The sequence below is a fragment of the Blastopirellula marina DSM 3645 genome (genome assembly GCF_000153105.1).
GTDB lineage: Bacteria > Planctomycetota > Planctomycetia > Pirellulales > Pirellulaceae > Blastopirellula > Blastopirellula marina.
The window spans coordinates 1408716-1430730 of record NZ_CH672377.1; the positions used below are offsets into that span (position 1 = coordinate 1408716).

At 57.9% G+C, this 22015-nt stretch carries 19 protein-coding genes and 1 pseudogene; 9 read left to right on the plus strand and 11 right to left on the minus strand.

Annotated features, from left to right (window positions below):
* Positions 1-6: 6 nt before the first annotated feature.
* The 4 genes from DSM3645_RS24760 to DSM3645_RS24775 form a co-directional block, all read right to left on the minus strand.
* Positions 7-777 (minus strand): alpha/beta fold hydrolase, encoded by a 771-nt coding sequence (locus tag DSM3645_RS24760; RefSeq protein WP_002655371.1) that lies wholly within the window; start codon positions 775-777, stop codon positions 7-9.
* Positions 778-794: 17 nt separating this feature from the next.
* Positions 795-1937 carry an LLM class flavin-dependent oxidoreductase gene (locus DSM3645_RS24765; protein WP_002655372.1) on the minus strand — a complete coding sequence of 381 codons (1143 nt, stop codon included), beginning with the start codon at positions 1935-1937 and terminating at the stop codon, positions 795-797.
* A 190-nt stretch (positions 1938-2127) separates the two neighbouring features.
* Positions 2128-2562, minus strand: coding sequence for a carboxypeptidase-like regulatory domain-containing protein (locus tag DSM3645_RS24770; protein ID WP_002655373.1), 435 nt, complete (start codon positions 2560-2562; stop codon positions 2128-2130).
* 112 nt (positions 2563-2674) lie between these two features.
* Positions 2675-3610: a DUF1559 domain-containing protein gene (locus tag DSM3645_RS24775; RefSeq protein ID WP_002655374.1), complete on the minus strand. Its 936-nt coding sequence runs from the start codon at positions 3608-3610 to the stop codon at positions 2675-2677.
* A 289-nt stretch (positions 3611-3899) separates the two neighbouring features.
* Between DSM3645_RS24775 and DSM3645_RS24780 the strand changes: the two genes are divergently transcribed.
* Positions 3900-4706, plus strand: coding sequence for a hypothetical protein (locus DSM3645_RS24780; protein WP_002655375.1), 807 nt, complete (start codon positions 3900-3902; stop codon positions 4704-4706).
* 6 nt (positions 4707-4712) lie between these two features.
* Here the strand turns inward: DSM3645_RS24780 and DSM3645_RS24785 are convergent, their stop codons facing one another.
* Both DSM3645_RS24785 and DSM3645_RS24790 read right to left on the minus strand, forming a co-directional pair.
* Positions 4713-5897 carry a glycosyltransferase family 4 protein gene (locus tag DSM3645_RS24785; RefSeq protein WP_002655376.1) on the minus strand — a complete coding sequence of 395 codons (1185 nt, stop codon included), beginning with the start codon at positions 5895-5897 and terminating at the stop codon, positions 4713-4715.
* Positions 5894-6427: a phosphoribosyltransferase gene (locus DSM3645_RS24790; RefSeq protein WP_040352993.1), complete on the minus strand. Its 534-nt coding sequence runs from the start codon at positions 6425-6427 to the stop codon at positions 5894-5896. Before DSM3645_RS24790 ends, DSM3645_RS24785 begins: the two co-directional genes overlap by 4 nt.
* 129 nt (positions 6428-6556) lie before the next feature.
* Here DSM3645_RS24790 and DSM3645_RS24795 point away from each other — a divergent pair, with 129 nt between their 5' ends.
* The 3 genes from DSM3645_RS24795 to DSM3645_RS24805 all read left to right on the plus strand — a co-directional run bounded on the left by DSM3645_RS24795 (position 6557) and on the right by DSM3645_RS24805 (position 9721).
* Positions 6557-7312 (plus strand): alpha/beta hydrolase-fold protein, encoded by a 756-nt coding sequence (locus DSM3645_RS24795; RefSeq protein WP_002655378.1) that lies wholly within the window; start codon positions 6557-6559, stop codon positions 7310-7312.
* Positions 7313-7405: 93 nt separating this feature from the next.
* Positions 7406-8509, plus strand: a complete 1104-nt coding sequence (locus tag DSM3645_RS24800; protein ID WP_002655379.1) for a glycosyltransferase — start codon at positions 7406-7408, stop codon at positions 8507-8509.
* 258 nt (positions 8510-8767) lie between these two features.
* Positions 8768-9721, plus strand: a complete 954-nt coding sequence (locus tag DSM3645_RS24805) for a hypothetical protein (RefSeq protein WP_002655381.1) — start codon at positions 8768-8770, stop codon at positions 9719-9721.
* A 17-nt stretch (positions 9722-9738) separates the two neighbouring features.
* On the opposite strand, the gene ggt is transcribed toward DSM3645_RS24805, so the two are convergent.
* Positions 9739-11433: a gamma-glutamyltransferase gene (ggt, locus tag DSM3645_RS24810; RefSeq protein ID WP_002655382.1), complete on the minus strand. Its 1695-nt coding sequence runs from the start codon at positions 11431-11433 to the stop codon at positions 9739-9741.
* A 258-nt stretch (positions 11434-11691) separates the two neighbouring features.
* Between ggt and DSM3645_RS24815 the strand changes: the two genes are divergently transcribed.
* The 4 genes from DSM3645_RS24815 (at position 11692) to DSM3645_RS24830 (ending at position 14774) form a co-directional block, all read left to right on the plus strand.
* Complete coding sequence (locus DSM3645_RS24815; RefSeq protein ID WP_131282825.1) at positions 11692-12240, plus strand: hypothetical protein; 549 nt, start codon at positions 11692-11694, stop codon at positions 12238-12240.
* A gap of 152 nt (positions 12241-12392) precedes the next feature.
* Positions 12393-12593 carry a sulfur carrier protein ThiS gene (thiS, locus tag DSM3645_RS24820; RefSeq protein WP_002655384.1) on the plus strand — a complete coding sequence of 67 codons (201 nt, stop codon included), beginning with the start codon at positions 12393-12395 and terminating at the stop codon, positions 12591-12593.
* Positions 12593-13459: a thiazole synthase gene (locus DSM3645_RS24825; RefSeq protein WP_002655385.1), complete on the plus strand. Its 867-nt coding sequence runs from the start codon at positions 12593-12595 to the stop codon at positions 13457-13459. Before thiS ends, DSM3645_RS24825 begins: the two co-directional genes overlap by 1 nt.
* A gap of 127 nt (positions 13460-13586) precedes the next feature.
* Positions 13587-14774, plus strand: coding sequence for an FIST signal transduction protein (locus tag DSM3645_RS24830; RefSeq protein ID WP_002655386.1), 1188 nt, complete (start codon positions 13587-13589; stop codon positions 14772-14774).
* On the opposite strand, the gene DSM3645_RS24835 is transcribed toward DSM3645_RS24830, so the two are convergent.
* The 3 genes from DSM3645_RS24835 to DSM3645_RS24845 form a co-directional block, all read right to left on the minus strand.
* Positions 14731-15564 carry a hypothetical protein gene (locus DSM3645_RS24835; protein WP_002655387.1) on the minus strand — a complete coding sequence of 278 codons (834 nt, stop codon included), beginning with the start codon at positions 15562-15564 and terminating at the stop codon, positions 14731-14733. The genes DSM3645_RS24830 and DSM3645_RS24835 overlap by 44 nt on opposite strands.
* Before the next feature lie 89 nt (positions 15565-15653).
* Positions 15654-16214 carry a hypothetical protein gene (locus DSM3645_RS31535; RefSeq protein WP_237564931.1) on the minus strand — a complete coding sequence of 187 codons (561 nt, stop codon included), beginning with the start codon at positions 16212-16214 and terminating at the stop codon, positions 15654-15656.
* Positions 16215-16606: 392 nt separating this feature from the next.
* Positions 16607-17503: a hypothetical protein gene (locus tag DSM3645_RS24845; RefSeq protein WP_002655389.1), complete on the minus strand. Its 897-nt coding sequence runs from the start codon at positions 17501-17503 to the stop codon at positions 16607-16609.
* A gap of 157 nt (positions 17504-17660) precedes the next feature.
* Here DSM3645_RS24845 and DSM3645_RS24850 point away from each other — a divergent pair.
* Positions 17661-20624 (plus strand): annotated as a pseudogene (locus DSM3645_RS24850) (vitamin B12-dependent ribonucleotide reductase); the annotation flags it as partial.
* Between the two features lie 265 nt (positions 20625-20889).
* On the opposite strand, the gene ahr reads toward DSM3645_RS24850, so the two are convergent.
* Positions 20890-21912 carry an NADPH-dependent aldehyde reductase Ahr gene (gene ahr, locus DSM3645_RS24855; RefSeq protein ID WP_002655391.1) on the minus strand — a complete coding sequence of 341 codons (1023 nt, stop codon included), beginning with the start codon at positions 21910-21912 and terminating at the stop codon, positions 20890-20892.
* Positions 21913-22015: the final 103 nt, after the last annotated feature.

Below are 22015 nucleotides of genomic sequence, written 5' to 3' on the forward strand. Positions count from 1 at the left end.
ACCACGCTACACAAGCAATGCCGCCGCTTCCTCGCACTTTTCCCACGGCACGCCGTGGCCGCATGCTTCTAAGATCTGCAGCGTTGCGCAGGGCAAATGTTCGGCGTAGTACTCGCCGTGGGCTAGAGGGATCATTTTATCGTGCCGGCCCCAAACAAGCGTCGTCGGCTGCGTAACGCGGTGCAGATGTCGCGGAAGTTTGGGATCGTGCAAATACGGATTCCAACCGACGCGGGCCGTCGCTTCCCGCGCTCGCAGCCACATCAACATCCGCGAATCGTCAGGCGAACTGGGGGTCGTCTCCAGCGCCGCGGCACTATTCGGATCGAAGAAGATCAACTCGCGAAGTTTGTCAAAGTCGTCAATAAACAGCTCTCCCATCGGCGCTCCTTCGACATGCAACCCGGCCGCGGAGATTAGTCCTAGTCGGCTGACCAATTGCGGTCTTAGAATCGCCAACTCCACCGCTAGCCAAGCGCCCAGCGAATAACCGACCACCGGAACGTTCTCTAGCTCCAATGCCGCAAACAAATCTACGCAGTGCCAAGCCAGATCGTGAATGTCGAGGATGTCATTCAGCCCTTCGCTGAGAGCGAAACCAGGGTGCGCCGGCGCGTAAACGGTGTAGTGCTCAGCTAACTTGTGGTGAAAGGGGATCGCTTCGGTTTCGCCGCCGGCCGAGTGCAAATAGACCAGCGGAGGACCTGCTCCCAAGGTCATCAATTGCGTTTTCTTTCCGCCGACGTGAAGAAAGCGATGCTGGACGTTGGGCGTCATAATAAATCTCTCGATCGTTAGCGCTGGCTTTCAGCGCGAAGTTTTGGCATTACCTGCTCGGCAAACAGCGTCATATTCTTACAAGCCAACTCGTGCGGCAAGGTTCCTATTTGGAACAATCCCAACAAGTTGCCAACGCCGAGACGCTGCGAGTAAGTTTTCAGTTTTTCGCGCACAGTGTCCGGGCTGCCAACAATCGCGTAGCCGCCGCGCTCGATATCGTCGCGGGTTTGACAAGAAGTCATAAACTGTTGCAGTCCACGCTGAATGCCGGCGATCGAACGAACGCTGGTGTAGCCCGGCGGAAAGATGACAAGTCCCTTCAACAGGTTCCTCACAAAGTACCAGAGGTGCTCTTCGTATTCGGCCCAGGCCTGCTCGTCGCTTTCGGCGACGTAGATCGGCAGCAGCCAGCCCAGTTGCTCGGGATCGGCCGTGTAGCCGTTCTTCTCGCACGCGTCGCGAAACAGATCAAAGTTGCGCTGAAAGAAGTCGAGATGAAAGTAAGGAATCCCCATGTAGGCGAACCGCCGCTGGGCGACAAACTGGATCGTCTCTTTGCTGCCGGCCCCGGGAATCCAAATCGGCGGATGAGGCTGCTGAATCGGCCGCGGCCAAGGATTCACATAGCGGAGCTTCCAATGTTGGCCGTAATGCTCAAACGGGCCTGTCTCGGTCCAGCAGCGGAGCACCAGATCAAACGCTTCGCGATACATGCTGCGCGCATGCGTCGGATTGAGCGAGAAGCTGTAATACTCAGGACCGCCGCCAACCACGAGCCCCGCGATCAGCCGGCCGCCGCTGATGCAGTCGATCATCGCAAACTCTTCGGCTACGCGGGTCGGCGGGTTGTAGAGCGGCAACGCATTGCCGACCACCGCGATCTTGACGTTATTGGTCTGACGAGCCAGGATCGAGGCCATCAGATTCGGGCTGGGCATCGTGCCGTAGGCGTTCTGATGATGCTCGTTAACGCAGACTCCGTCAAAGCCCAACTTGTCAGCCAAGACCAGTTGATCCAGATAGTCGTTGTATAACTGACCGCCGTGCTGCGAATCATACAGAGAATTGGGAACGGTGGTCCAAGCACTGTCGTATCGCTCCGCAAAATCGGCAGGCAACCGATCCCACGGCATGAGATGAAACGCAAAGAACTTCATAGCGGCGGTCCTGCGACTCGACAATTTCGGCCTGCGACAACGCCGTTTACCTTCGCCCAATCGGGGCGAAGTTGCAAGAGATGCTAATTAAGATCGCGTTCTCACTTCGATACGCGTTGGCATAGGCAGCCGCCGACCCGATGGAGATAGGTCTAGCGGCCGGTTGTTCATTCAGCGGCGCCGCCTGAACCTACTTCGATTTCAAATCGAAATCGAACGTGTTGGCGCCTGACTTGACTTCGGCGGTGAGCGTCGTCTTGGCGTGATAAATGGCCGGCAGTTTCTCCGGTCTGCCGCTGCCTGGCTTTGAGTCGTCGGCTGGCCGCGCGGTTGTGATATAGACGTCGTTTTGACCAAGCGGAGCGCCCGAGATGTCGTTCAACAGGTACAGTTGGTAGCGCCCTTCACTGTCAGTCTTTCCTGACGCCATACGGCCTACTTCGGTCGATTGAAACGAGACGGTCGCTTCGGGAAGCGGCTTGCCGTCCAGCGTGACGGTTCCGGTCACTTCGCCAAGATCGGGCAAATCACTGGCGCGATATTGCCCGCAACCCACTATGGTGACCAGGATCAACAACGCGAGCAGACGTCCGCGAACAGCAACGATTGGAAATTGTGAAGCCATCGGAATGTGATCTCTTAGGAGATTTTTTAGGTTCAAGACAGGAACGACTCGGCAAGCCGAATTGGAACCGCGGATTCGCGGCGTCCAATTCGCACCGACTAAAGGAACGCGGCTAGTTTTCCGCGATGACTTGGCCGTCATTGATGGCGATCAAATATTCATACGGACTGTCGAGCGCGCTTCCATTGTTGTCTGGCGCAGCCGTTCGCAAAAACTGGACGTTCTCGGAGAGGAAGTGGACGCTGCCGTCAAATCGCAACGTTTGTGCGCCGCCGGGATGCAGACTGCTAAGCGCTTCGGCCGTTTGATTTGAAGTGCCTGTCGAATCGTTGATTGGCCAACGTCCTGAAAGCCCGATGTCGTCCATGCAATCACCATCGCGGCCAAGCTGGCAACCGGCCCAACTCTTCAAGCACATGGTTTGGCCCTTTAACCGACTGGCGGCTTCCCCCACCGCCAACGTATTGCTCAGGCCGTCGGTCACATCACGTAGTTTTCGTCCAACGTTGGCGTAGAATCCGCCGTCGGCGCCGCTAAGATAACGTGCCGAACGCGAGTGATTGAAGGCAGCATAGTTAGACCCCGCGCCTTTCAAAAATCTTTGGGCTGGGTCTGCGACAGAAATGCCAACATCGGACGGGCAGCGATAAGCAGAAATGACGACCTTCGCCGCATCGTTCAATTGAGTGTCCAGGCGAGCTCCGTTGCCGATGCCGGCGCTGTCATACAGACTGTTCTGCTCAATAAACGGCAAGATCAGCGCCGACCATGACCAACTCTCGACAAGGTCCCGCGTGTCCGAGCCGCTATCGTCCGGATCGTCGCCCGGAATAATACACAAGGGGGGCAGGGAGTTGAAAGTGTCATGATAGTTATGCAGTGCAAGTCCTATTTGCTTCAAATTGTTGCTGCATTGCATCCGGCGGGCTGCCTCGCGCGCTTGCTGCACGGCGGGCAATAACAGTGCAATGAGAACTCCAATAATGGCGATGACAACCAGGAGCTCCACCAAGGTAAAACCGCGTTTTGAAAAACGAAGAGAGGACATATCCAACCACCCGGTCACAAAAAAACAACGGATAATAGAGAATCTTTCCCCTATATTACGGATCACTGATCCTTCATGTCAAGCATCCAGATCGCATTACGCATGAATCCTGCATACACTTCACGGATAACAATGGAGTTCCAGCCTCTCTGAGAAAATATCGCCGCTGTCCCTGCTCATATAATCCACAATTTCCCCAAGATTGGCTTTTCCAACCGGTCCGCGTTATCTTGAAGGGGCTTTGGCTTCTCCCTTCCGATCTTCCTTTCCCGCCGCAGGTAGCATGCATATGCTTCGTATCGCCCACTTCCTGACTACCGTAATTTTGTTGTGCGCTTCAAGCGTCGCCCTGGCCCAACCGAAGCCGGAACGTCAAAACTTCACCATCAAAGGGCAAATCGTCGGCATGCAGGGAGCGATCATGCAAGTCAAAGCCGACGACGGCACCCCCTGGCTCTTGAAGGTGGAAGTCAAGCCGGAAGATATGCAACTATCCGGCGCCGCAGAACCAGGGTGGATCGCCCCCGGCATGTTTGTCAGCTTTACTGGCAAGTTTGATGGCCGGGGGAACTCGCAAGAGCCGGTATCAGAAGTGACCGTTTTCACTCCGCGTGAAGGAACTCCGCTGGGCGTGACCGAAGAAGAATCGCTCGACGGCATCAGCAGTCTGTTTGGGGGTGACGATGGATCTAGCAAGCCGAAGCGAAAAGCGGCGGACGAAATCACGACCTACCTGGTCAATGGACGCGTCGCCGGAGTTGCCCGCGACGGCAAGTTGAATGTTGTCGCCGGCGGAACTCGGGTTAGCGTCGAACTGGCCGAAGACGCCGCCGTAAAAGTTTCAGTCTCGGACCCGCGATTGATTCGTCCCGGCGATAAGCTGGAAGCCGGCGGCTGGTACTACCAAAAAGGGCAGGGGATCATCTCCGGCAAACTTCTGATCGAAGCCCAACCGTTCGCGGCGCCAGAAGATCCCAAGAAGGCCCGCATCCGCGCTCGTGAAGAAGCGGAACGCGCCCGCAAGGGAGAAATGCCGAAAGCAGAGCCGGCCGCGGCTGCCGAAGACGAGGGAGTCAAACCGGCCGCTGAGGAGTAAGCGCCGTTAGCTCTCCGGACGCTTCCTTTCGCGAAGTTCTGCGAACAAATTCAAATGCCTGGTCGCTGCGGCGGTCAGGCTATATTTTTGGGTTACGTCAGCGCGAGCCGCTTCGCCCAACCGCTTGGCCGCCCGCGGCTGATGAATGACATTGATGATCTCGGCTTGCAGCGCGGTCGCGTCGTCGACCGGAAAGAGCAGTCCATTGCGACCCGATTCGACCAACTGACGATTGCCGGGAATATCGGTCGCGATCACCGGCAGGCCGGCCGCCATCGCTTCTAACAGCGAGAGAGACATCCCCTCTTCGTGCGAAGGAAGCAAGAAAAGGTCGGCCGCGTCTAGCAAATCCGAGACGTCATCAAAGACGCCAGGCAAGAAGACGCGTTCCTGCAAGCCAAACGCGTTGATCCGCTCACGCAACTGCGATTCTTGCGGACCTTCGCCGACCAGGACCAGCTTGGCGTTGGGAAATCGCTGCAAAACATGCGGCCAGGCTTCAATCGCCGTGAGCAACCCTTTTTTGGGATGGAGCCGACCGGTATAGACGGCCAGCGGCGTGTCGTTGCGAAAGGAGAACAACGGCTGTGCGCTTTGCAGCGCCATTCGCGCGTCAAAACGTCGCTGTTGATTGCCAGCGGACGGAATTGCGACGCCGTTGGGAATAAAGTGGAGCTTCGCCGGATCGTACCCCGCGGCCAACAACTCTTCGCGGATCGCGGCGCTCGGCGCGACGATCGCGTCGGCTTGCTGACAGACGGCGCGAATGCGGAGCCCGAAGTTCGCTTCGGCTTGCCAGCGACAATCGCCGGTCTCCCCTCCCCCTTCGGCTCTCAATACGATCGGAGTCGACGTGTTTTTCAGCCGTTCGACCGCCATGTAGGCGCTATGCTTGAGCATCGAAACATAGACGGCGTCTAGCTCGGCTTGATGTTTCTGCAGGTACTTTCCCAACGACATCATGTATCTCAGCGTCCCCCAGCCGCGCAGCTGAGGGTTGGGAAGTCGCAAAATCGGAATCTCGCGGTGGACGATCCGCTCTGGCCAGGCTTTGTGCCAACGCGCGGTCACGATCCGCACATCGGCCGCCTGGCGGCGCATCTGCTGGGCAAGATTGGCCATCACCATCTCGGCGCCGCCGACCAGCGGCCAAAAACGCCGCGTCACCATCGCGATGCGCATCTCGCTCATTGCGTTCCAGCCGCGATCTCTTCTGGATCGAGCGCCGCTACAAAGGGAAGATTACGATAGTGATCTTGATAGTCGAGCCCGTAGCCGACGACAAACTCGTTCGGAATCTCAAACGCCGAATAGTCAGGGCGGTACTCGACCTCGCAGCGTCCCACTTTGGTCAACAAGACCATCGAGCTGACCGACGTCGCGCCGCACGCTTCGAGGCGGCGAGCTAATTCGTCGAGCGTTCGCCCTGTGTCAAAAATGTCGTCCAGCAGCAACACGTCGCATCCCGCGACGGCCGGCATCAATTCGAGATTGACGACCAACTCGCCAGGCTCGGTCGCGACCCCGCGATAGCTGCGAGCCTGCAGCACGCCGACGCGTAGCGGCATTTCCAATTGACGGATCAAGTCGGCCAGCAAGACGACGCTGCCGGTCAACACGCCGAGGACTGTCAGCGGTCGGTCGGCGTATTGACGATTCAATTCGGTCGCCAATTTGCGGACGCCAGCTTCCAATTGCGACTGGGAGATGAGAGTACGCACGATCGATTACAATATGCCGAAGTAAAGGTCAGTTTGGGTCGCAACCGACGCGACCGGTCGCTATTGTAAGCGAGCCGAAACAAAACAGTAACGCCCTTGCCGCGCTCCCTTGCGAAAGCCTCGCCAACCATGACAGCCGATATCGGAAATTGGAGCGAAACGACGATCGCCGGACATCCCTGCTATCTGTTTGAGCCCGAAAACCGGAATCCGCATGGGTATGTTGGGATCTATCTGCATGGAGTCCATCTGGGCCGGCTGCAAGACAAGTCCGAGTTCGTCGCACAGTTCGAAAAGTACGGCCTGCCGGTCGTCGCCCCGGTCACGCAGCGAAGTTGGTGGACCGATCGTATTTGCCCCGAGTTTGACCCCCAAATCTCGGCGCAGCAACATCTGCTAGAGAACGTCTTGCCGTTTATTGCCGAAAAATTTGATGCTCAGCCGCCGCAGATCGGTCTCTTTGGGACCAGCATGGGAGGGCAGGGGGCGCTCCGTTTGGCTTACAAATTTCCTGACAAGTTTCCGGTTGTCGCGGCGATCAGCCCGGCGATTGACTATCAAGAGCGGATGCGCCGCGACAGCGACGACCCGCTGTGGGAGCAATACGATCGCCCCGAGGAGGCGCGGCAAGACTCGGCGACGCTCCATATTCACCCGCTGAATTGGCCCCGAAATCAGTTCTTCTGCTGCTGCGGCGACGACGCCGATTGGTGGGAAAGCTCGGAGCGCCTGCGAATGAAGCTCTACTCCTTAGGCGTGCCGCATACCTGCGAACTGGAGCTTTGCGGCGGCGGACATGGCTTTACCTACTACGGGATGATGGCGCCGCGCGTGATGCAGTTTATCTACGAAAGTCTCGATAAAGAACGCCGCCGCGTCGTTTGAGTTGACGCGGGACGCCGGTTACGCGCTGCCCGGCGATTGTGATATCGTAAGACCTGCTGCGATATCGCGAAGAAGTACTGGAAAGCCTGCTGCATGAAGCGACTGCTGCTGATCATTCCCACGCTCGATCGAGGGGGCGCCGAGAAACAACTGACGATGTTGGCGGCCGGCTTGCCTCGTGATCAATTTGACGTGCACGTCTGCCTGCTGACGCGTTCTGGCCCGCTGGCGGAAACGCTGCGTGCGCACGACGTTCCGATCATCGAGATCCACAAACGTCGCAAACTCGATCCGGTGGCCTATCTCCGCCTAAAAAAAGAGATCAAGCGCCTTCGTCCCGAGATTGTGCATACCTGGATCTTCGCCGCGAATTCCTACGGTCGCTCTGCAGCTCAAACGGTCAAAGTTCCCCACATCATTTGCGGCGAACGGTGTGTTGATCCCTGGAAGCAGGGATACGAATTAGCGATCGATCGCTATCTTGATCGCAAGACCGACAAGATCGCAGTCAACAGCACCGGCGTCGAGCAGTTCTATGTCGAGAAAGGTCGCAACGCCAAGAAGTTTGTGGTGATTCCTAACGGAATCGACGCGACGCCGCCTGAGCCGCTTCAGACTCGTGAGCAACTTTTGCGGCAGTTGCAGCTTCCGTATGACGCGCGACTGCTGATCGCGGTGGGACGACTCTGGCCGCAAAAACGGCTTAAAGATCTGATCTGGTCGATCGATATTTTGGGACGCATTCGCAAAGACGTCCATTTGCTGATCGTGGGGGATGGCCCGCAGCGCGATCGCCTGATGAAATTCTCACGGCAGAACCACACGCAGAATAACGTCCACTTTCTCGGCGCTCGCGACGATGTGCCGCAGTTGATCGCGCATGCCGATTGTTTCTTATTGGCGAGCGGCTACGAGGGGCAATCGAACGCATTGATGGAAGCGATGGTCGCCGGCGTTCCTGCCATTGTCAGCGATATCCCTGGCAACCGAGATCTCGTGATTCCAGAGAAAACCGGTTTTTTGATCCCGCTGGGACAAAGAGCTGAGTACGCTCGCTATGTCAATCGCGTTTTGGACGATAACGACTTGCACCAGCGCCTAGGTCAGGCCGCCCAAGAGCGAATCGCCGCCGAATTTTCGATCCCGCAGATGATTGAGCGACATGTCGCCCTTTATAACGACGTGACGTCGGCTTAACCCCCCGATAACGGCAGATTTGTCCCAATTGCGGCGCCGGCGGTTATTTCGAGTTACACTATTCAATCGGTTGAAAAATGCCCTCCAGGTATTTTTCCGCCTCGTCCGGTTCAGAGCTTAGCTCTTCGCGGTTTGCAAGATATCGACTTCCATCGTTTGTTTCGACGTCTTTTCCTTGAGACGCCGCCGCCGATCGAGCAAATCCACCGACTGCTGCTGAAATTGTTTCCCCACCCGAGAAGGACTTGGGAGAGCTGCATGCTCATCGCCAATTGCCCGTACTGTTCTGACCCGATCCGCATTCCCGGCGCCGCTGACGCCTCGTCGCGCGTTCGTTGTCCCTGGTGCGAAGAGACCTACTTGCTGGCCGATGTCTACGAACATTTGCCGCCGTTGGTTGAAGTACTGGAAGGTCCCGGCAGTCAGGCCGAAATCATCGCTACCGACAGCGAAGATGAATACCAATTGGCTGGCGCGGCCGCACCGGACTTCAATTTCAAAGCGTCGGAAGGGACCGGTTCGAGTTCGCCGGCGCCGTTGGCCAAGCTCGAAGGACGCTCTACCACGGCGGGGCGACGCCCCTCCAAATCGACTTCGAATCCCGCTTGGGAAGCGTTCAAGGTGGTCGGCGGCGGCGTCTTCGGCATTTTAATCGCCATGTTCGCCGTGATGTGGATCTCGGGGGACGACAAGTTCCACATGATTCCGTACCTGCCGTCGTTCGCCTATTTCGCCGTCCCTGAAGAGTTATGGACGGACGACATGCAAACTGTCGCCGGCAAAAAGCCCGACGAAGAATCCGGAACTCAAGAATCGGAAGCAACCGAGCCCGCCGGTATTGAGACGCCCCAGCCCAGCGCGAAAACATTGCGCGTCAACAAAGAAGAGCAACCCGCCGAACCAATCGGAGAAGACGAAGTGAAAGCTGCCGTCGACGGCGGCATGATCAGTTTGGCTGACGCGTTCGATGAAGCGAAAAGTCGCGGCGACGCTCCTCCACCCAAACTCGGCACGTCGGATTTCGTTCCCCCCCCCGAATCGCCGGTTGTGGTGAAACCAAGCCCGAAAGTTGACGCCGCGATCGCTAGAGAACTCGCCCAAGTGACCGCCGAGATCGGCCCGATCGGCGCCGAGCTTCCCGCCAAAGAAGAAGAACAGGCCCCGCCGAAGCGCCGCGAGCCGAACGTCTCGCTGGATCCCGCTGGGCAGTAAAGTCGAATCGGACTTACTCAATACCCAACCGCGCCGCCATCGGGGCGCCGGCGGTCTACGCCGCCTTCTAACTGCCCAGTCTTTGCGTTGACGATGATGACTTCGGCCGCGCCTTGTTTGCTGATGGGATACAGCGCGTGCCCCATTTTGCGCAAGATCGCCAACGTGTCTGGGGAGAATTCTTGACCCTCATACTGAATCCGCGACGGCAACCATTGATGATGAATGCGGCCGGCATCGACCGCCTCCTGGGCGTTCATTTGATGGTCCACCACGTTCAACACTGTCTGCAATACGGTGTTGATGATCGTTCGCCCGCCGGGGCTGCCGGTCACCATAAACAGTTCGCCATCTTTGGCGAGGATGGTCGGCGACATGCTGGAGAGCATTCGCTTTTGCGGCAGCGCCAAGTTCGGTTTGGTGCCGATCAACCCGCCTGCGGTCGTCATGCCTGGCGCCGCGTTAAAGTCTCCCATCTCGTTGTTTAGAAGGAATCCGCCGCCAGGGACGACAATCGCCGAGCCATAGGCGTACTCCAGCGTGTAGGTCAGCGAAACCGCATTGCGATCGGCGTCAACCACCGAGAAATGCGTCGTCTCGACGCTCTCATACGGCCAGACGAAACTCTCTGGCGTCGAGATCGACGCTTGCGTCGCGTCGATCGTCTTGCGCAGTTCGGCCGCATGCTCTTTCGAAATCAAGGAGGCGACCGGCATCTCGGGATTGAAGTCGGGGTCTCCTAAATAGTGAGCGCGATCGGCGAAACTACGACGCATCGCTTCTGACATTCGATGCAGATTTGCGGCCGATCCAAAGCCAGCTGCCCGCAGATCAAACCCTTCTAAAATATTCAGCATCTCGATCACGCCGACGCCGCCAGAACTCGGCGGAGGCATGCCGATCACTTCGTACCCGCGATACGAACCAATCAGCGGCGTCCGCCGTTTGGCCTGATACGCTTTCATATCGGCGAGCGTAATGAGACCGCCGTTGGCCTCCATCGCGTGGACCAACAAACGGGCCGTTTCTCCTTCATAGAAACCGGCCGGCCCTTGATCTCGAATCCGTTCCAGCGTTTTCGCGAGTTCCGGCTGTTTGAGAATCTCGCCGGCCAGGTAAGGCTCGCCTGCTTTGGTGAACTGCGCCAGCGACGCCGGATATTGTTCGAATCGCGGTATCTGCTCCTTCAGCGAGCGTTCTAGTCCATCTCCGACTACAAAGCCGTCGGCCGCGAGTCGTACCGCTGGCTCAACCAGACTTTTCCAGGGAAGCGTGCCGGCGGTTTTCCAGGCCATATGCAAACCGGCGACCGTGCCAGGCACGCCGACCGCCTGATGACTTTCATGATGCCGCTCGTAGTCGTACTCCCCTTTTTCGTTCAGCCACATCAGTGGATGTGCAGCGGCCGGGGCCTGCTCGCGAAAATCGAATGCGGTCGGCTCTCCGTCGGCAGGGCGAAAGACCAAAAATCCGCCGCCGCCGATATTTCCCGCGGACGGATGGGTCACCGCCATCGCGAACGCAGTCGCGACTGCGGCGTCGATCGCGTTTCCCCCCGCCTGCATCACATCAGCGCCCACCTGCGACGCGATCTCGCTCTGCGAGACCACCATCGCCGTTCTGACGCGCGTCGGAGCGTTTCCGCCCCAAGCAACACAAGCGGCGTTGAAAAGCATGAAAAGCGAAAGCGGCAGCGCGGTGAGTCGCAACATCGGCGAGTTCTTCCCTAGGATTATGGGATTAGGTGGATTGGAGGGGGCGTGGGAAGCAAAATTAAGGGACAGGTGGGCCCCCTTCATCATACTCGTCCCAGCCGATTTTCTCTGCTAGAACTGGAATTTCGCGATTCTGGCATTCTCTCTGGCGTCGTTTGGTGAAAGATTTTACGATTGAAAGCGAGTTGAGTCGCATCGCGCCAGCCCGAGCGACCTCCGCTGCCCCCCTGAATTCCTCAACAGGACCTCCTCGTTATGCGTAAATCACGTCTCTCCGGCCTTTGGATTGGTTTCGCCATGGGCGGTTTGTGCGGCGTCGCCGCGATCGCCGGCGTTTTGCTATCCCATCCCAGCAACACCGTCCTTGAAATCCCGGTTCAAGCGAGCGCCACTCGTACCGAAACCATGGCCGCCGCGACCGGTGAAGTCGATACGAACGCCGAAGGGCTCTTCACGCTCGACTTTCTGACCGGCGACCTCCAATGCTACGTCGTCAATACCCGCAATCAAAACGGCCCGCCGAGCCTGTTTCGCTCGAATGTAATGGGGGATCTCCAGATTGATCCCACCAGCAAGCCGCAGTTCATGCTGCTGGTCGGCCGCGCGATATTCCAAGGGGGCCGCACGGTCAATGCTCGCCCGGCCAACTCGGTCGTCTACGTGATCGACTCGGTCAGCGGCAATTTTGTCGCCTATGGCATCCCCTGGCAGGAAAACGTCGCGTCACGCGGCGGCGCCCAAACCGGCGCTTTGATCCCGATCTCGAAAGGTTCGGCTCGTAATGTGATGATTCGCGAACCGTAATCGGATCGCCGCGACCGCCTAAACATGCAACCCCGCGTCCTGACGCGGGGTTTTTTGTTGCGCCAAAGTCACGGCGGCGGTGGTTGTCGATCTTTTCCCCTCCCCCGTACAATAAACCCAATTCCCCCGTTTCTCCGCTTCGCAAGTAAGATATGAAGATCCGCGTGAACGCCGCCGACCACGAAGCGCCGCAAGATGCGACCGTGGCCGACCTGATCGCCCAACTGGGGATGAATCCCAAGTTCGTTGCGGTCGAACTGAATCAGCAACTCGCTCCCCGCAAGCGCCACGCCGAAATCCGGCTGTCCGAAGGGGACGAGATCGAGATCGTTACGCTGGTAGGAGGGGGCTAATGAGCATTGCAGAGACGACGCAATTTGACGGGCCACTAAAGATCGGCACACACGTCCTCAAGTCGCGGTTGATTGTCGGCACCGGCAAGTACGAAACATTTGAAGTGATGCAGCAGGCGCTCGAACTCTCTGGCGCTGATTGTCTGACCGTCGCCATTCGTCGCGAACGCTTGTACGATCCGCACGGACGCAACATCCTCGACTACATCGATCTCGATCGTTATACGCTGCTTCCCAACACGGCCGGCTGCTACAACGCGCGTGACGCGGTCCGCACCGCTCGCTTGGGTCGCGAGATTCTCGAAGGTCTTGAGAACCCCGGCGCCGACTGGGTGAAGCTTGAATGTCTGGCCGACACCAAGACGCTGTTGCCGCATCCGGTCGAAACGCTCGACGCCTGCGAGCAATTGGTGAAGGACGGATTTCAGGTCCTCTGCTACACGACCGATGATCCCGTCATCGCACGCCGTCTAAAAGACCTGGGCGCCGCGGCGGTGATGCCGGCCGGCAGTCCGATCGGGTCAGGGCAGGGGATCTTGAATCCCAACAATATCCGCATCTGTCTCGAGTACCTGAAAGATGGCGATCCCGACTATCCAGTGATTGTCGACGCCGGCGTCGGCGCCGCCAGCGATGTGGCGGTCGCGATGGAACTGGGCGTCGACGGCGTGCTGCTTAACACGGCGATCGCACATGCCGAAGATCCGCTTCGCATGGCCGTCGCAATGAAGTGCGGCATCGAAGCAGGCCGCTTATCCTATTTGGCCGGACGAATTCCGAAGCGACTTTACGCTTCGGCTAGCAGTCCCGAAGAAGGCGTCATCGGCCAAAAACCATCGCCTCGCTGGGAAGCGGCGCACGACTAACCGCCGGCGCGCCACGGCTCTACGAGCCGTGTGTGCCAGAGTAACGTCTCTATTCACCTCAGCACGGTTCACAGAGCCGTGGCGCCCGATTCAAGACCCTCCTAGTGCTGCGGCGCGAAAGTAACTCATGACCTCTTCTACTCTAAAATTCGCCGCAGCTCTCTCGACGCACGAAGCGACCGAAGATGCGATCGCTCAAGTGGTTCGTGAAGCGCTCGAGCAACTCTCGGCGCCGGTCGACCTGGCGTTTGTCTTCGTTTCGCCGCAGCATGCCGACAAGTTGGAAACGATCGCCACCCAACTGTGCGGGCTACTCGGAACCGAAAACCTGTTTGGCGGCACCGGCGAAGCGATTGTCGGCGTCGGTCGCGAGATTGAACAAGCCCCCGCGATTTCGCTTTGGCTGGCGCATCTGCCGGGGGTCGAAGTAACGCCGATGCACTTGGAGTTTCAGCGCACTCCCGATGGGGGATCGTTCATCGGTTGGAGCGGAAAGTTGCCGCTCCAATGGCCGAAAGAGGCGACGCTGCTGCTGATGGGCGAACCGTTCAGCTTTCCAGCCGACGCGTTGTTGGCCCGCATGAACGAAGACCAGCCCGGCATTCCGATCATCGGCGGCATGGCGAGCGGCGGACATGCGCCCGGCGAAAATTTGTTGGTGCATGGCCGCGAAGTGAAAAAGACCGGCGCCAGCGCGATCTATCTCCATGGCGCCGTCCGCGTACGGAGCGTCGTCTCCCAAGGTTGTCGCCCGATCGGTGAGCCGATGGTGATCACCAAAAGCGAGCGGAACGAAATTCACTTGCTCGGCGGACGACCTCCGCTAGAGATCATCCGCGAGATCTTCGCCCAGTTGCCGACCAGCGATCAACAACTGGTCAATCGCGGACTCCACATCGGCCAAGTGGTGGATGAGTATCGCGAGAAATTTGAGCCCGGCGATTTCATCATCCGCAACGTGATCGGCGTCAACCAAGAGACCGGCGGCATCGCCGTGGGAGACTACGTCCGCCCAGGCCAAACGATCCAGTTCCACGTCCGCGACGAAAACTCCGCCGACGCCGACTTGAAACAACTGCTGGCGACCGAGTCGAGCGGACAACCGCTCGGCGCGCTAGTCTTCACCTGCAACGGTCGCGGAACGCGTCTCTTCTCAGCGCCCCATCATGACGCCGAGTGCCTGCAAGCCGCCTGCGGCGATATCCCGGCGGCTGGGATCTTTGCGATGGGCGAACTGGGGCCGATCGCTGGACAGAACTTTATGCATGGGTTTACGGCGAGTTTGGCGTTGTTTGAAGAGATTGAGCAGGACTAGCGGATGATCGGCGCCAAGGGAGCCAGACTAACGGCAAGACAGCAAACGCAAGTCCTGCCGAAAGCATCGCGGAGTATAGTAGGGTCGATCCCAGAGACGTCGGACTCATATAGCTTTCGACCAGCGGGTAGGTAACTGTTTCTCCAATCAAGGCGATCGCCACAGACGCCCACCAGAAGATCCAGCCGATGCGAGTCCCGGCAAACGCCGTCGCTCCAACGATCCCGCATGAAATGGAGACCTGCCTTGCCGCGTGACAGGCGAGCCCTACCAGTTGCCCTTCGGAAAACAATTGGCTCACCCACACCGGTGAGATTCCGAGAAAGCGAACGATCCCTAGCACGATGGCCGCCGCCGTAATCACGAGAAATAGCGTCCTGACCGAAAACTGCGAGCCACCATAGTAGAGTCGAGCGAATCCTCGCATGGCCCACGTCAAAAGCACAATACAAATGACGCCGAGAAGGATTTGCAGACCCGCTGCGACGGGATTAAATAAATTGGCGTAGGTAGAATTTATCCGACTGTGGACCAACGCCGCCAAGACCCCGGCCATCGCTACGATACAAAGCGGCACTCGCACCACGGCTGGACCGATCGGAAGTGCGATGATGATTGCCAGCCACGCAAAATAAAATTCGCGTGGCCAAACGCTTACGAAAAACATCGCCGCCAGAGGCCACGAAAGAGCTGGGTCGCCGGGGATCGCTTTCCCCACGTATGCTTGCAGGATCGCTCCCAATTCCCAATAGACCGGGGAAACAATCAGTAAAAAAATCAGTGAGATCATGCATCGTGAGATCGGTAAAGCAAGTCGATCACGCCATCGAAACGCACTTGGACCATCTCGCAGAGAACGGTCCGCGACATCCGTGACCGTCATACCTCTAACTCCTCGCAGTGTCGGTCACCGGCACGAACTATTCCTTTGCCCGATTGGGGCGGCGTAAAGATAATCGGCAGAAAACTTACTGCCAAAATCACCGTCTGGGCAGTGGCATAGTTCAAACCGCTAGTAAGCGAAAAGACGACGCCGTCAAACAACTCGCAAATCCCATAGAGAAACATGGAGCCAATCAGCGGCATCAAGAGGATTGCAATCCAAATAGCAACACGCTTCGCCACGCGTCCCGGCAGCATCCACGCGGTGATGGGCCTTATGGCGCACAGCAAACTGGCGCCGCATTGCATTAGTATGATCACAGAGACAACCTTTCCCATCTCCCCAAACTGCTTCCATTCAATCCACGGGGCCAGCGTCTTGGCGATCACCACAAAGATTGCGGCAAACAGGACGAACGACAATAGTTCCCATAAAGAGAAGCGAGGCGCCCCGACCTGACTCGTTCTGTTAAGCAAACTTGCGCACCATCTTCCGCTGAGCGCGGCGACGGCGATCACCATAAACTTCGCCCAGACAAGCGTTGCTTCTACCAGCATTGCGTCTGGACCATCCGGAATCGGCCAAGGATCAGTTCGGTGGAGGACAAACCCAGTCCCGGCCGTCAACAGCAGACAAAACGGGACTCGCAGATAAAAGCTGCCGATCGGCAGCGCAATGACAATTGCCGCCCAACAGATGGGAACCTGCCGGCTGGCCGACGCTGCGGAGATGGCAATTCTCTGCCACCAGGGGCGCTGATACATCGGCGCCCCATTTTGGCTTCCCCAGGCAACGATCAACAATTCCGCAACGCACCAGACCAGCGAAATTCCAACCACCATGAAGAACAGCGATTGAACGCAGCGCCCGACAGGCGACGAGAACCAGGAGACTTCGCTCCCATTTGGTTCACCATGACTCATGTCTTCGGCCGCTATGTTTGTGCTGGTCATGCGTCTTGTTCTAACACGCTGGCCCGCGGCGGTTCCACTTTTGCGTTCGCCGGTTGTTTTTTCGGCGCAAGTACGATCGGCAATAGGCTGAGCGAAATCGTGAGCGTTTGCACGCCGATAAAGATTGTCGCCTCTCCGGCGTTCATCACTTGTTCATCAGGCATCGCCCAGTCATGCAGCCAGAGAATGGCCAGTGATAAGAGCAACGCTTGCGGCAGGCCGATGATCAGCAGCAGCACGCGGAACAGATTCCTGTGCATCGTCAGCGCCATCAACGGCCCTGTCACGCAGGTTGCGTTGATCAGCGCAACCGTCAGAAAACTGGAGACTCGACTCGCAGCGAACTCGGCAACCCCGATCTCTAGGGCAGCGGCAATCGCGCGTATCGCTCCCAATCCGACACAGACGATGGTTACCGTCAAAATCAATGTCAACAACGAAAAATGCCGTGAGCTTCGGGGGCGAAACCCGCTGACGCGTCCCACGACCAGACTGGCGATCGTGACCAGCATGAACTGAGCTGCGATCAAAAAAGACCAAAGGTGCAGTTCGTCGGACTGATAGACCTCGTACACCACAACAAAACCGAATGTCACGATCAGCAACAGCGCTAGTCCTACCGGCAGGCGGATTACCGGAGAAATCAGGGGCAACGAGATCAGCATCGCCAACTGACTCACCGTGGAGAAAAATCCCGCGTAGATCAACAAGATCGCGATGATAAACCCGGGACGTCCGAACCAGGCGACTAGCAGCAAGAGCCCCCAACTCGCCGCGATCGCTGCGATCGACGCAAAGAACCGCCAAGGCGCCAGACGCTGCGTCGGAGCGTTAGACTCTCCCACCAACCGATCGATCTCCGTTGATTCGTCTGCGATCGACTGGTTTGACACGCTTCCCTCAACTACCTAGATATTCGAAAAAACTGGCCATCCGACGGCACCTGCACCATATATTGTGTTGCCCAGCCAGCGACAGCACCATATATTGACACTGGAGCTATATATGATCCGTCAGCCTCATCCACCGGAAACGTCGATCCCCACGCCGCTGCAGGTCTCTCCGTCGTTCTGCCCGGCCGACGTCGATACGCCTTACAGCGCTTTTACGTGGAGCCGTCGCGACGCGGTGATTCAAACGGCCCATGGCGAAGTCTTGTTCGAGCAGCAGGACGTCGAGTTTCCCGAACACTGGAGCCAGACGGCCGTTAACATTGTCGCTAGTAAGTACTTCTTTGGCGAGCAAGGAACGGCCGCGCGGGAAAATAGTTTGCGGCAGCTGGTCGATCGCGTCGTCCGCACGATCGCTGATTGGGGAGTCGCCGACGGATATTTGACCCCGGAAGGGGGCGAAGTCTTCTATCGCGATCTGGTCTGGCTCTGCTTGGATCAAGCCGCGGCGTTCAACTCGCCGGTTTGGTTCAACGTTGGTCTGAATCAAGCTTATGGAGTGACCGGCGATCGAGCCGTCTGGCGATGGAATCCGGCTGCGATGCAGGCAACTTGCGACGCTGACGCCTACGCCTATCCGCAAGCGTCGGCCTGTTTTATCCAAGGAGTGCAGGACGACATGCAATCGATCATGTCGTTAGCCGCCGCCGAAGCGATGCTCTTCAAGTATGGCAGCGGCAGCGGCACCGATCTGTCGACGTTGCGTTCGCGTCACGAGGTTCTCTCGGGCGGCGGCAAGCCATCGGGGCCGCTGTCGTTCATGCGGGTCTATGATCAAGTCGCAGGCGTCGTGAAGTCGGGCGGCAAGACGCGCCGCGCGGCGAAGATGCAATCGCTCAAGATCGAGCATCCCGACATCCTCGACTTTATTCAGTGCAAAGCGAAAGAAGAAGCGAAGGCCCGCATCCTGATCGAACATGGGGGCTATGACGCCGACTTCAATGGCGAAGCGTATAACTCAATCCTGTTTCAAAACGCCAACCTATCGGTCCGCGTCAGTGATCCGTTTATGGAGGCCGTCGAACAAGATCAACCGTGGAAGACGCATTGGATCACAAAGCCCGACAACGAAGGCCCCCAATATCCTGCGCGCGAGTTGTTGCAACAGATGGCCGAGTCGGCCTGGCAGTGCGGCGACCCCGGAGTGCAGTACGATACGACGATCAACGCCTGGCATACTTGTCCGCAGGCTGGGCGAATCAACGCGAGCAATCCTTGCTCGGAATATATGTTTCTGGATGACTCGGCATGTAATTTGGCGAGTCTGAATCTGATGCGATTTCGCGCCGCCGACGGAACGTTTGACGCGTCTCGTTTCGCCGCCGCTTGCCGCTTGTTGTTTTTGGCGCAGGAGATCTTGGTGGATCATGCTGGTTATCCGACCGCGACGATCGCCGAGAATAGCCACCGCTTTCGCCCGCTTGGTTTGGGCTATACGAATCTCGGTTCGCTGCTGATGGCGAGCGGCTTGCCGTATGACAGCGACTCGGCTCGCGGAACCTGCGCCGTAATCACCGCAATCTTGCATGGCGCCGCGCTGCGTACGAGCAGCGAAATCGCCGCGTCGCGCGGCGCGTTCGCAGGTTTCGCGGAAAACCGCGAAGACATGCTGACGGTAATCGACAAGCATGCGGCGGCGCTGGGAGAAGTGAAAAATGCTCCGGCCAATTTATCGCAATTTGCCCGAGAATTGTGGGGACAAGTGCAGATCGCCGGGCAGCGTGACGGTTTCCGCAACGCCCAAGCGACGGTCCTGGCGCCAACCGGGACGATCAGCTTTTTCATGGACTGCGATACGACCGGAATTGAGCCCGAGTTGGCCCTGAGCAAGACCAAGCGTCTGGCAGGCGGAGGGTCGCTGCAGATCGTCAATCAGACGGTGAAACTGGGGCTCGCGGCGCTCGGCTATTCGCCGACGCAGATCGACGCGATTGCCGACTACTTGGGACGCACAGGCTCGCTTACCGGTGCTCCTGATTTGCGTGAGAGCGATCTGCCGACCTTTGATTGCGCGTTTCCCGCTGAACCGGGCGGGCGCGCGATTTCGTGGCAAGCACATGTGCAGATGATGGCCGCAGCGCAGCCGTTTTTGTCAGGCGCCATTTCTAAGACGGTCAACATGCCGCAAGAAGCGACGCCTGACGATATTGCCGAAGCGTATCGCTGGGGTTGGAAGTTGGGACTGAAGTCGCTGTCGATTTATCGCGACAACTCAAAACAGAGTCAACCGCTGAGCGCCGGTGACGACAAACCATCGTCCGCTGCGCATGCGTCGCAACCCAATCGCGCGCGTTTGCCAGAGACGCGACGTTCGATCACGCACAAGTTTAACGTCGCCGGACATGAAGGATATTTGACCGTTGGACTTTATCCAGACGGTCGCCCCGGCGAACTGTTTATTACGATGGCGAAAGAAGGCAGCACGATCGGCGGCTTGATCGATTGTTTTGGAATCGCATGTTCGATTGCGCTGCAATACGGGGTTCCGCTCGAAGTGCTCTCGAACAAATTTTCGCACGTTCGATTCGAACCGATGGGGATCACTTCCAGTCGAGAAACGCCAATTGCCGCAAGCGTCGTTGATTACATATTTCAATGGCTAGCCAAAAGATTTCGAAGCGGGTATGGTAACGACTTCGTGCAAACGAAGAGCGAAGACGCATCAACAAAAACGATTGAAGCGTCCGAGCAAAACCATGATTTGCAGCAGTGGTCCGACGTGGGGAAAGACGTCGGTCAACATGGTCAGGGACAGGCCGATAGGAGCGATATCGCGTCGGACACGGAGATGCCGGCGTTGTACCCGAGGGCAAGGAAAGCGGATGTCGACCCAGTGGATGGGATAATCACGGCGCCGCAAGTTGACCAGGAAACAGCCAAGACAATGGGGGGCGAACCGTGGCTCGTCAATCGTTCGGAGATCGCTAGTCGATCCTCGATCGGCAGGCCCAGCGCGCAGTCGCCTTCAGACGCTCCTATTTGTGATCGTTGCGGTGGTCTGACTGTTCCTAGCGGAACATGTTATGTCTGCCGTAACTGCGGGAATAGCTTGGGATGCTCGTAATGGAATTGTGGGCGGACGTCCCGATCCAACAAGTTCGTCAAGCGTGAATGAGAACGTACGCGTTTTTCGGTCCGATACGGTTTAGGGAAACGACGCCTCGAGTATTCCACGCGAAAAATTAGCGGATGTCGCCGGAATGCAGTCCCGACGACATCCGTTTTTTTATGCGCTACGCGTTAGCGGCAAGTGAAGCGAGCGTGTGCTTTCTCGGCATTTTCTCGCTCGCTTGGGGATAACTTGTTGATCGTCTGTGGATGGATTCCGGCTACTTCGCGATGTCGTTTTCCAGCACGATACGGTAACGCGCTTTGCCGGCCTTCAGATGCTCCAGGGCGTCGTTGACCTTCGACATCGGGAAGGTCTCGATCTGCGGGGCAATCTTGTGACGCGCGCTAAAATCGAGCATCTTGGCGATCGTCGTGGGACTGCCAATCGGTGAACCGCAAACCGATCGCTGGGCCATAATAATCGACATCGCCGGAATCGGAATCGGCTCGAGCACGGCGCCGACAACCATCAGTTTTCCCTTGGGCGCGAGAGCGTTCAAGATCACCGGCCAGTCGAGCGGCACGTTGACGGTCGAGAGAATATAGTCGAGGGAACCGGCTAACTTGGCCATCGCGTCAGAATCGCGTGAATTCACCACGTGATGAGCGCCCAACTGCAGCGCTTCTTCGCGCTTTGAATCGCTGGAAGTAAACGCCGTTACTTCACACCCCCATTTGTTGGCGAATTGCAGCGCCATGTGGCCAAGGCCGCCGATGCCGATCACCCCGATCCGATGCATCGGCAGCAAACCGTATTGCAACATCGGATTGAAGACCGTCACGCCGCCGCAAAACAGCGGGCCCGCATCCGCCGCTGCCAACGAATCGGGAAGCGGGATCGCAAACTGCCAATCGCAGCGCACGCGATCCGCAAAGCCGCCGTGACGCCCAACGATTGTCGCCGCTGACTGGGCGCATAAGTTGTGGTCGCCGCCCAAGCATTGCGGGCACGACATACAACTGCCTGCTTGCCAACCAACGCCGACGCGTTGACCGATCTTCAAGCCTTTGACTTGCGAGCCGATCGCGGCGACAACGCCAGACGCTTCGTGCCCAGGAACCAGGGGAAACGCGGTCATTCCCCACTCGTTCTCCACCATCGACAAATCAGAGTGGCAAATGCCGCAGTGGGTGACGGCGACCTCAACCTGATTGTCGAGCAGCGGGCCGGGATCGTATTCGAATGGCTCTAGCGCGGCGCCAGATGACAATGCAGCGTAGGCATGGATCACGTCAGACATCGGGAATTCCTCCTGGTCAACTGTGGGCGAATCCAAAACAAGCGGCGGCGGCGCGCCTTTCGATTCAGACGCGATGCGCCGCTATTGGATATTCACCTAAGCG

Bases quoted from the DNA above. Each gene is read 5' to 3' on its own strand.
- DSM3645_RS24760 (WP_002655371.1), bottom strand. From the start codon at position 777: ATGACGCCCAACGTCCAGCATCGCTTTCTTCACGTCGGCGGAAAGAAA.
- DSM3645_RS24765 (WP_002655372.1), bottom strand. From the start codon at position 1,937: ATGAAGTTCTTTGCGTTTCATCTCATGCCGTGGGATCGGTTGCCTGCC.
- DSM3645_RS24770 (WP_002655373.1), bottom strand. From the start codon at position 2,562: ATGGCTTCACAATTTCCAATCGTTGCTGTTCGCGGACGTCTGCTCGCG.
- DSM3645_RS24775 (WP_002655374.1), bottom strand. From the start codon at position 3,610: ATGTCCTCTCTTCGTTTTTCAAAACGCGGTTTTACCTTGGTGGAGCTC.
- DSM3645_RS24780 (WP_002655375.1), top strand. From the start codon at position 3,900: ATGCTTCGTATCGCCCACTTCCTGACTACCGTAATTTTGTTGTGCGCT.
- DSM3645_RS24785 (WP_002655376.1), bottom strand. From the start codon at position 5,897: ATGAGCGAGATGCGCATCGCGATGGTGACGCGGCGTTTTTGGCCGCTG.
- DSM3645_RS24795 (WP_002655378.1), top strand. From the start codon at position 6,557: ATGACAGCCGATATCGGAAATTGGAGCGAAACGACGATCGCCGGACAT.
- DSM3645_RS24800 (WP_002655379.1), top strand. From the start codon at position 7,406: ATGAAGCGACTGCTGCTGATCATTCCCACGCTCGATCGAGGGGGCGCC.
- DSM3645_RS24805 (WP_002655381.1), top strand. From the start codon at position 8,768: ATGCTCATCGCCAATTGCCCGTACTGTTCTGACCCGATCCGCATTCCC.
- ggt (WP_002655382.1), bottom strand. From the start codon at position 11,433: ATGTTGCGACTCACCGCGCTGCCGCTTTCGCTTTTCATGCTTTTCAAC.
- DSM3645_RS24815 (WP_131282825.1), top strand. From the start codon at position 11,692: ATGCGTAAATCACGTCTCTCCGGCCTTTGGATTGGTTTCGCCATGGGC.
- thiS (WP_002655384.1), top strand. From the start codon at position 12,393: ATGAAGATCCGCGTGAACGCCGCCGACCACGAAGCGCCGCAAGATGCG.
- DSM3645_RS24825 (WP_002655385.1), top strand. From the start codon at position 12,593: ATGAGCATTGCAGAGACGACGCAATTTGACGGGCCACTAAAGATCGGC.
- DSM3645_RS24830 (WP_002655386.1), top strand. From the start codon at position 13,587: ATGACCTCTTCTACTCTAAAATTCGCCGCAGCTCTCTCGACGCACGAA.
- DSM3645_RS24835 (WP_002655387.1), bottom strand. From the start codon at position 15,564: ATGATCTCACTGATTTTTTTACTGATTGTTTCCCCGGTCTATTGGGAA.
- DSM3645_RS31535 (WP_237564931.1), bottom strand. From the start codon at position 16,214: ATGCTGGTAGAAGCAACGCTTGTCTGGGCGAAGTTTATGGTGATCGCC.
- ahr (WP_002655391.1), bottom strand. From the start codon at position 21,912: ATGTCTGACGTGATCCATGCCTACGCTGCATTGTCATCTGGCGCCGCG.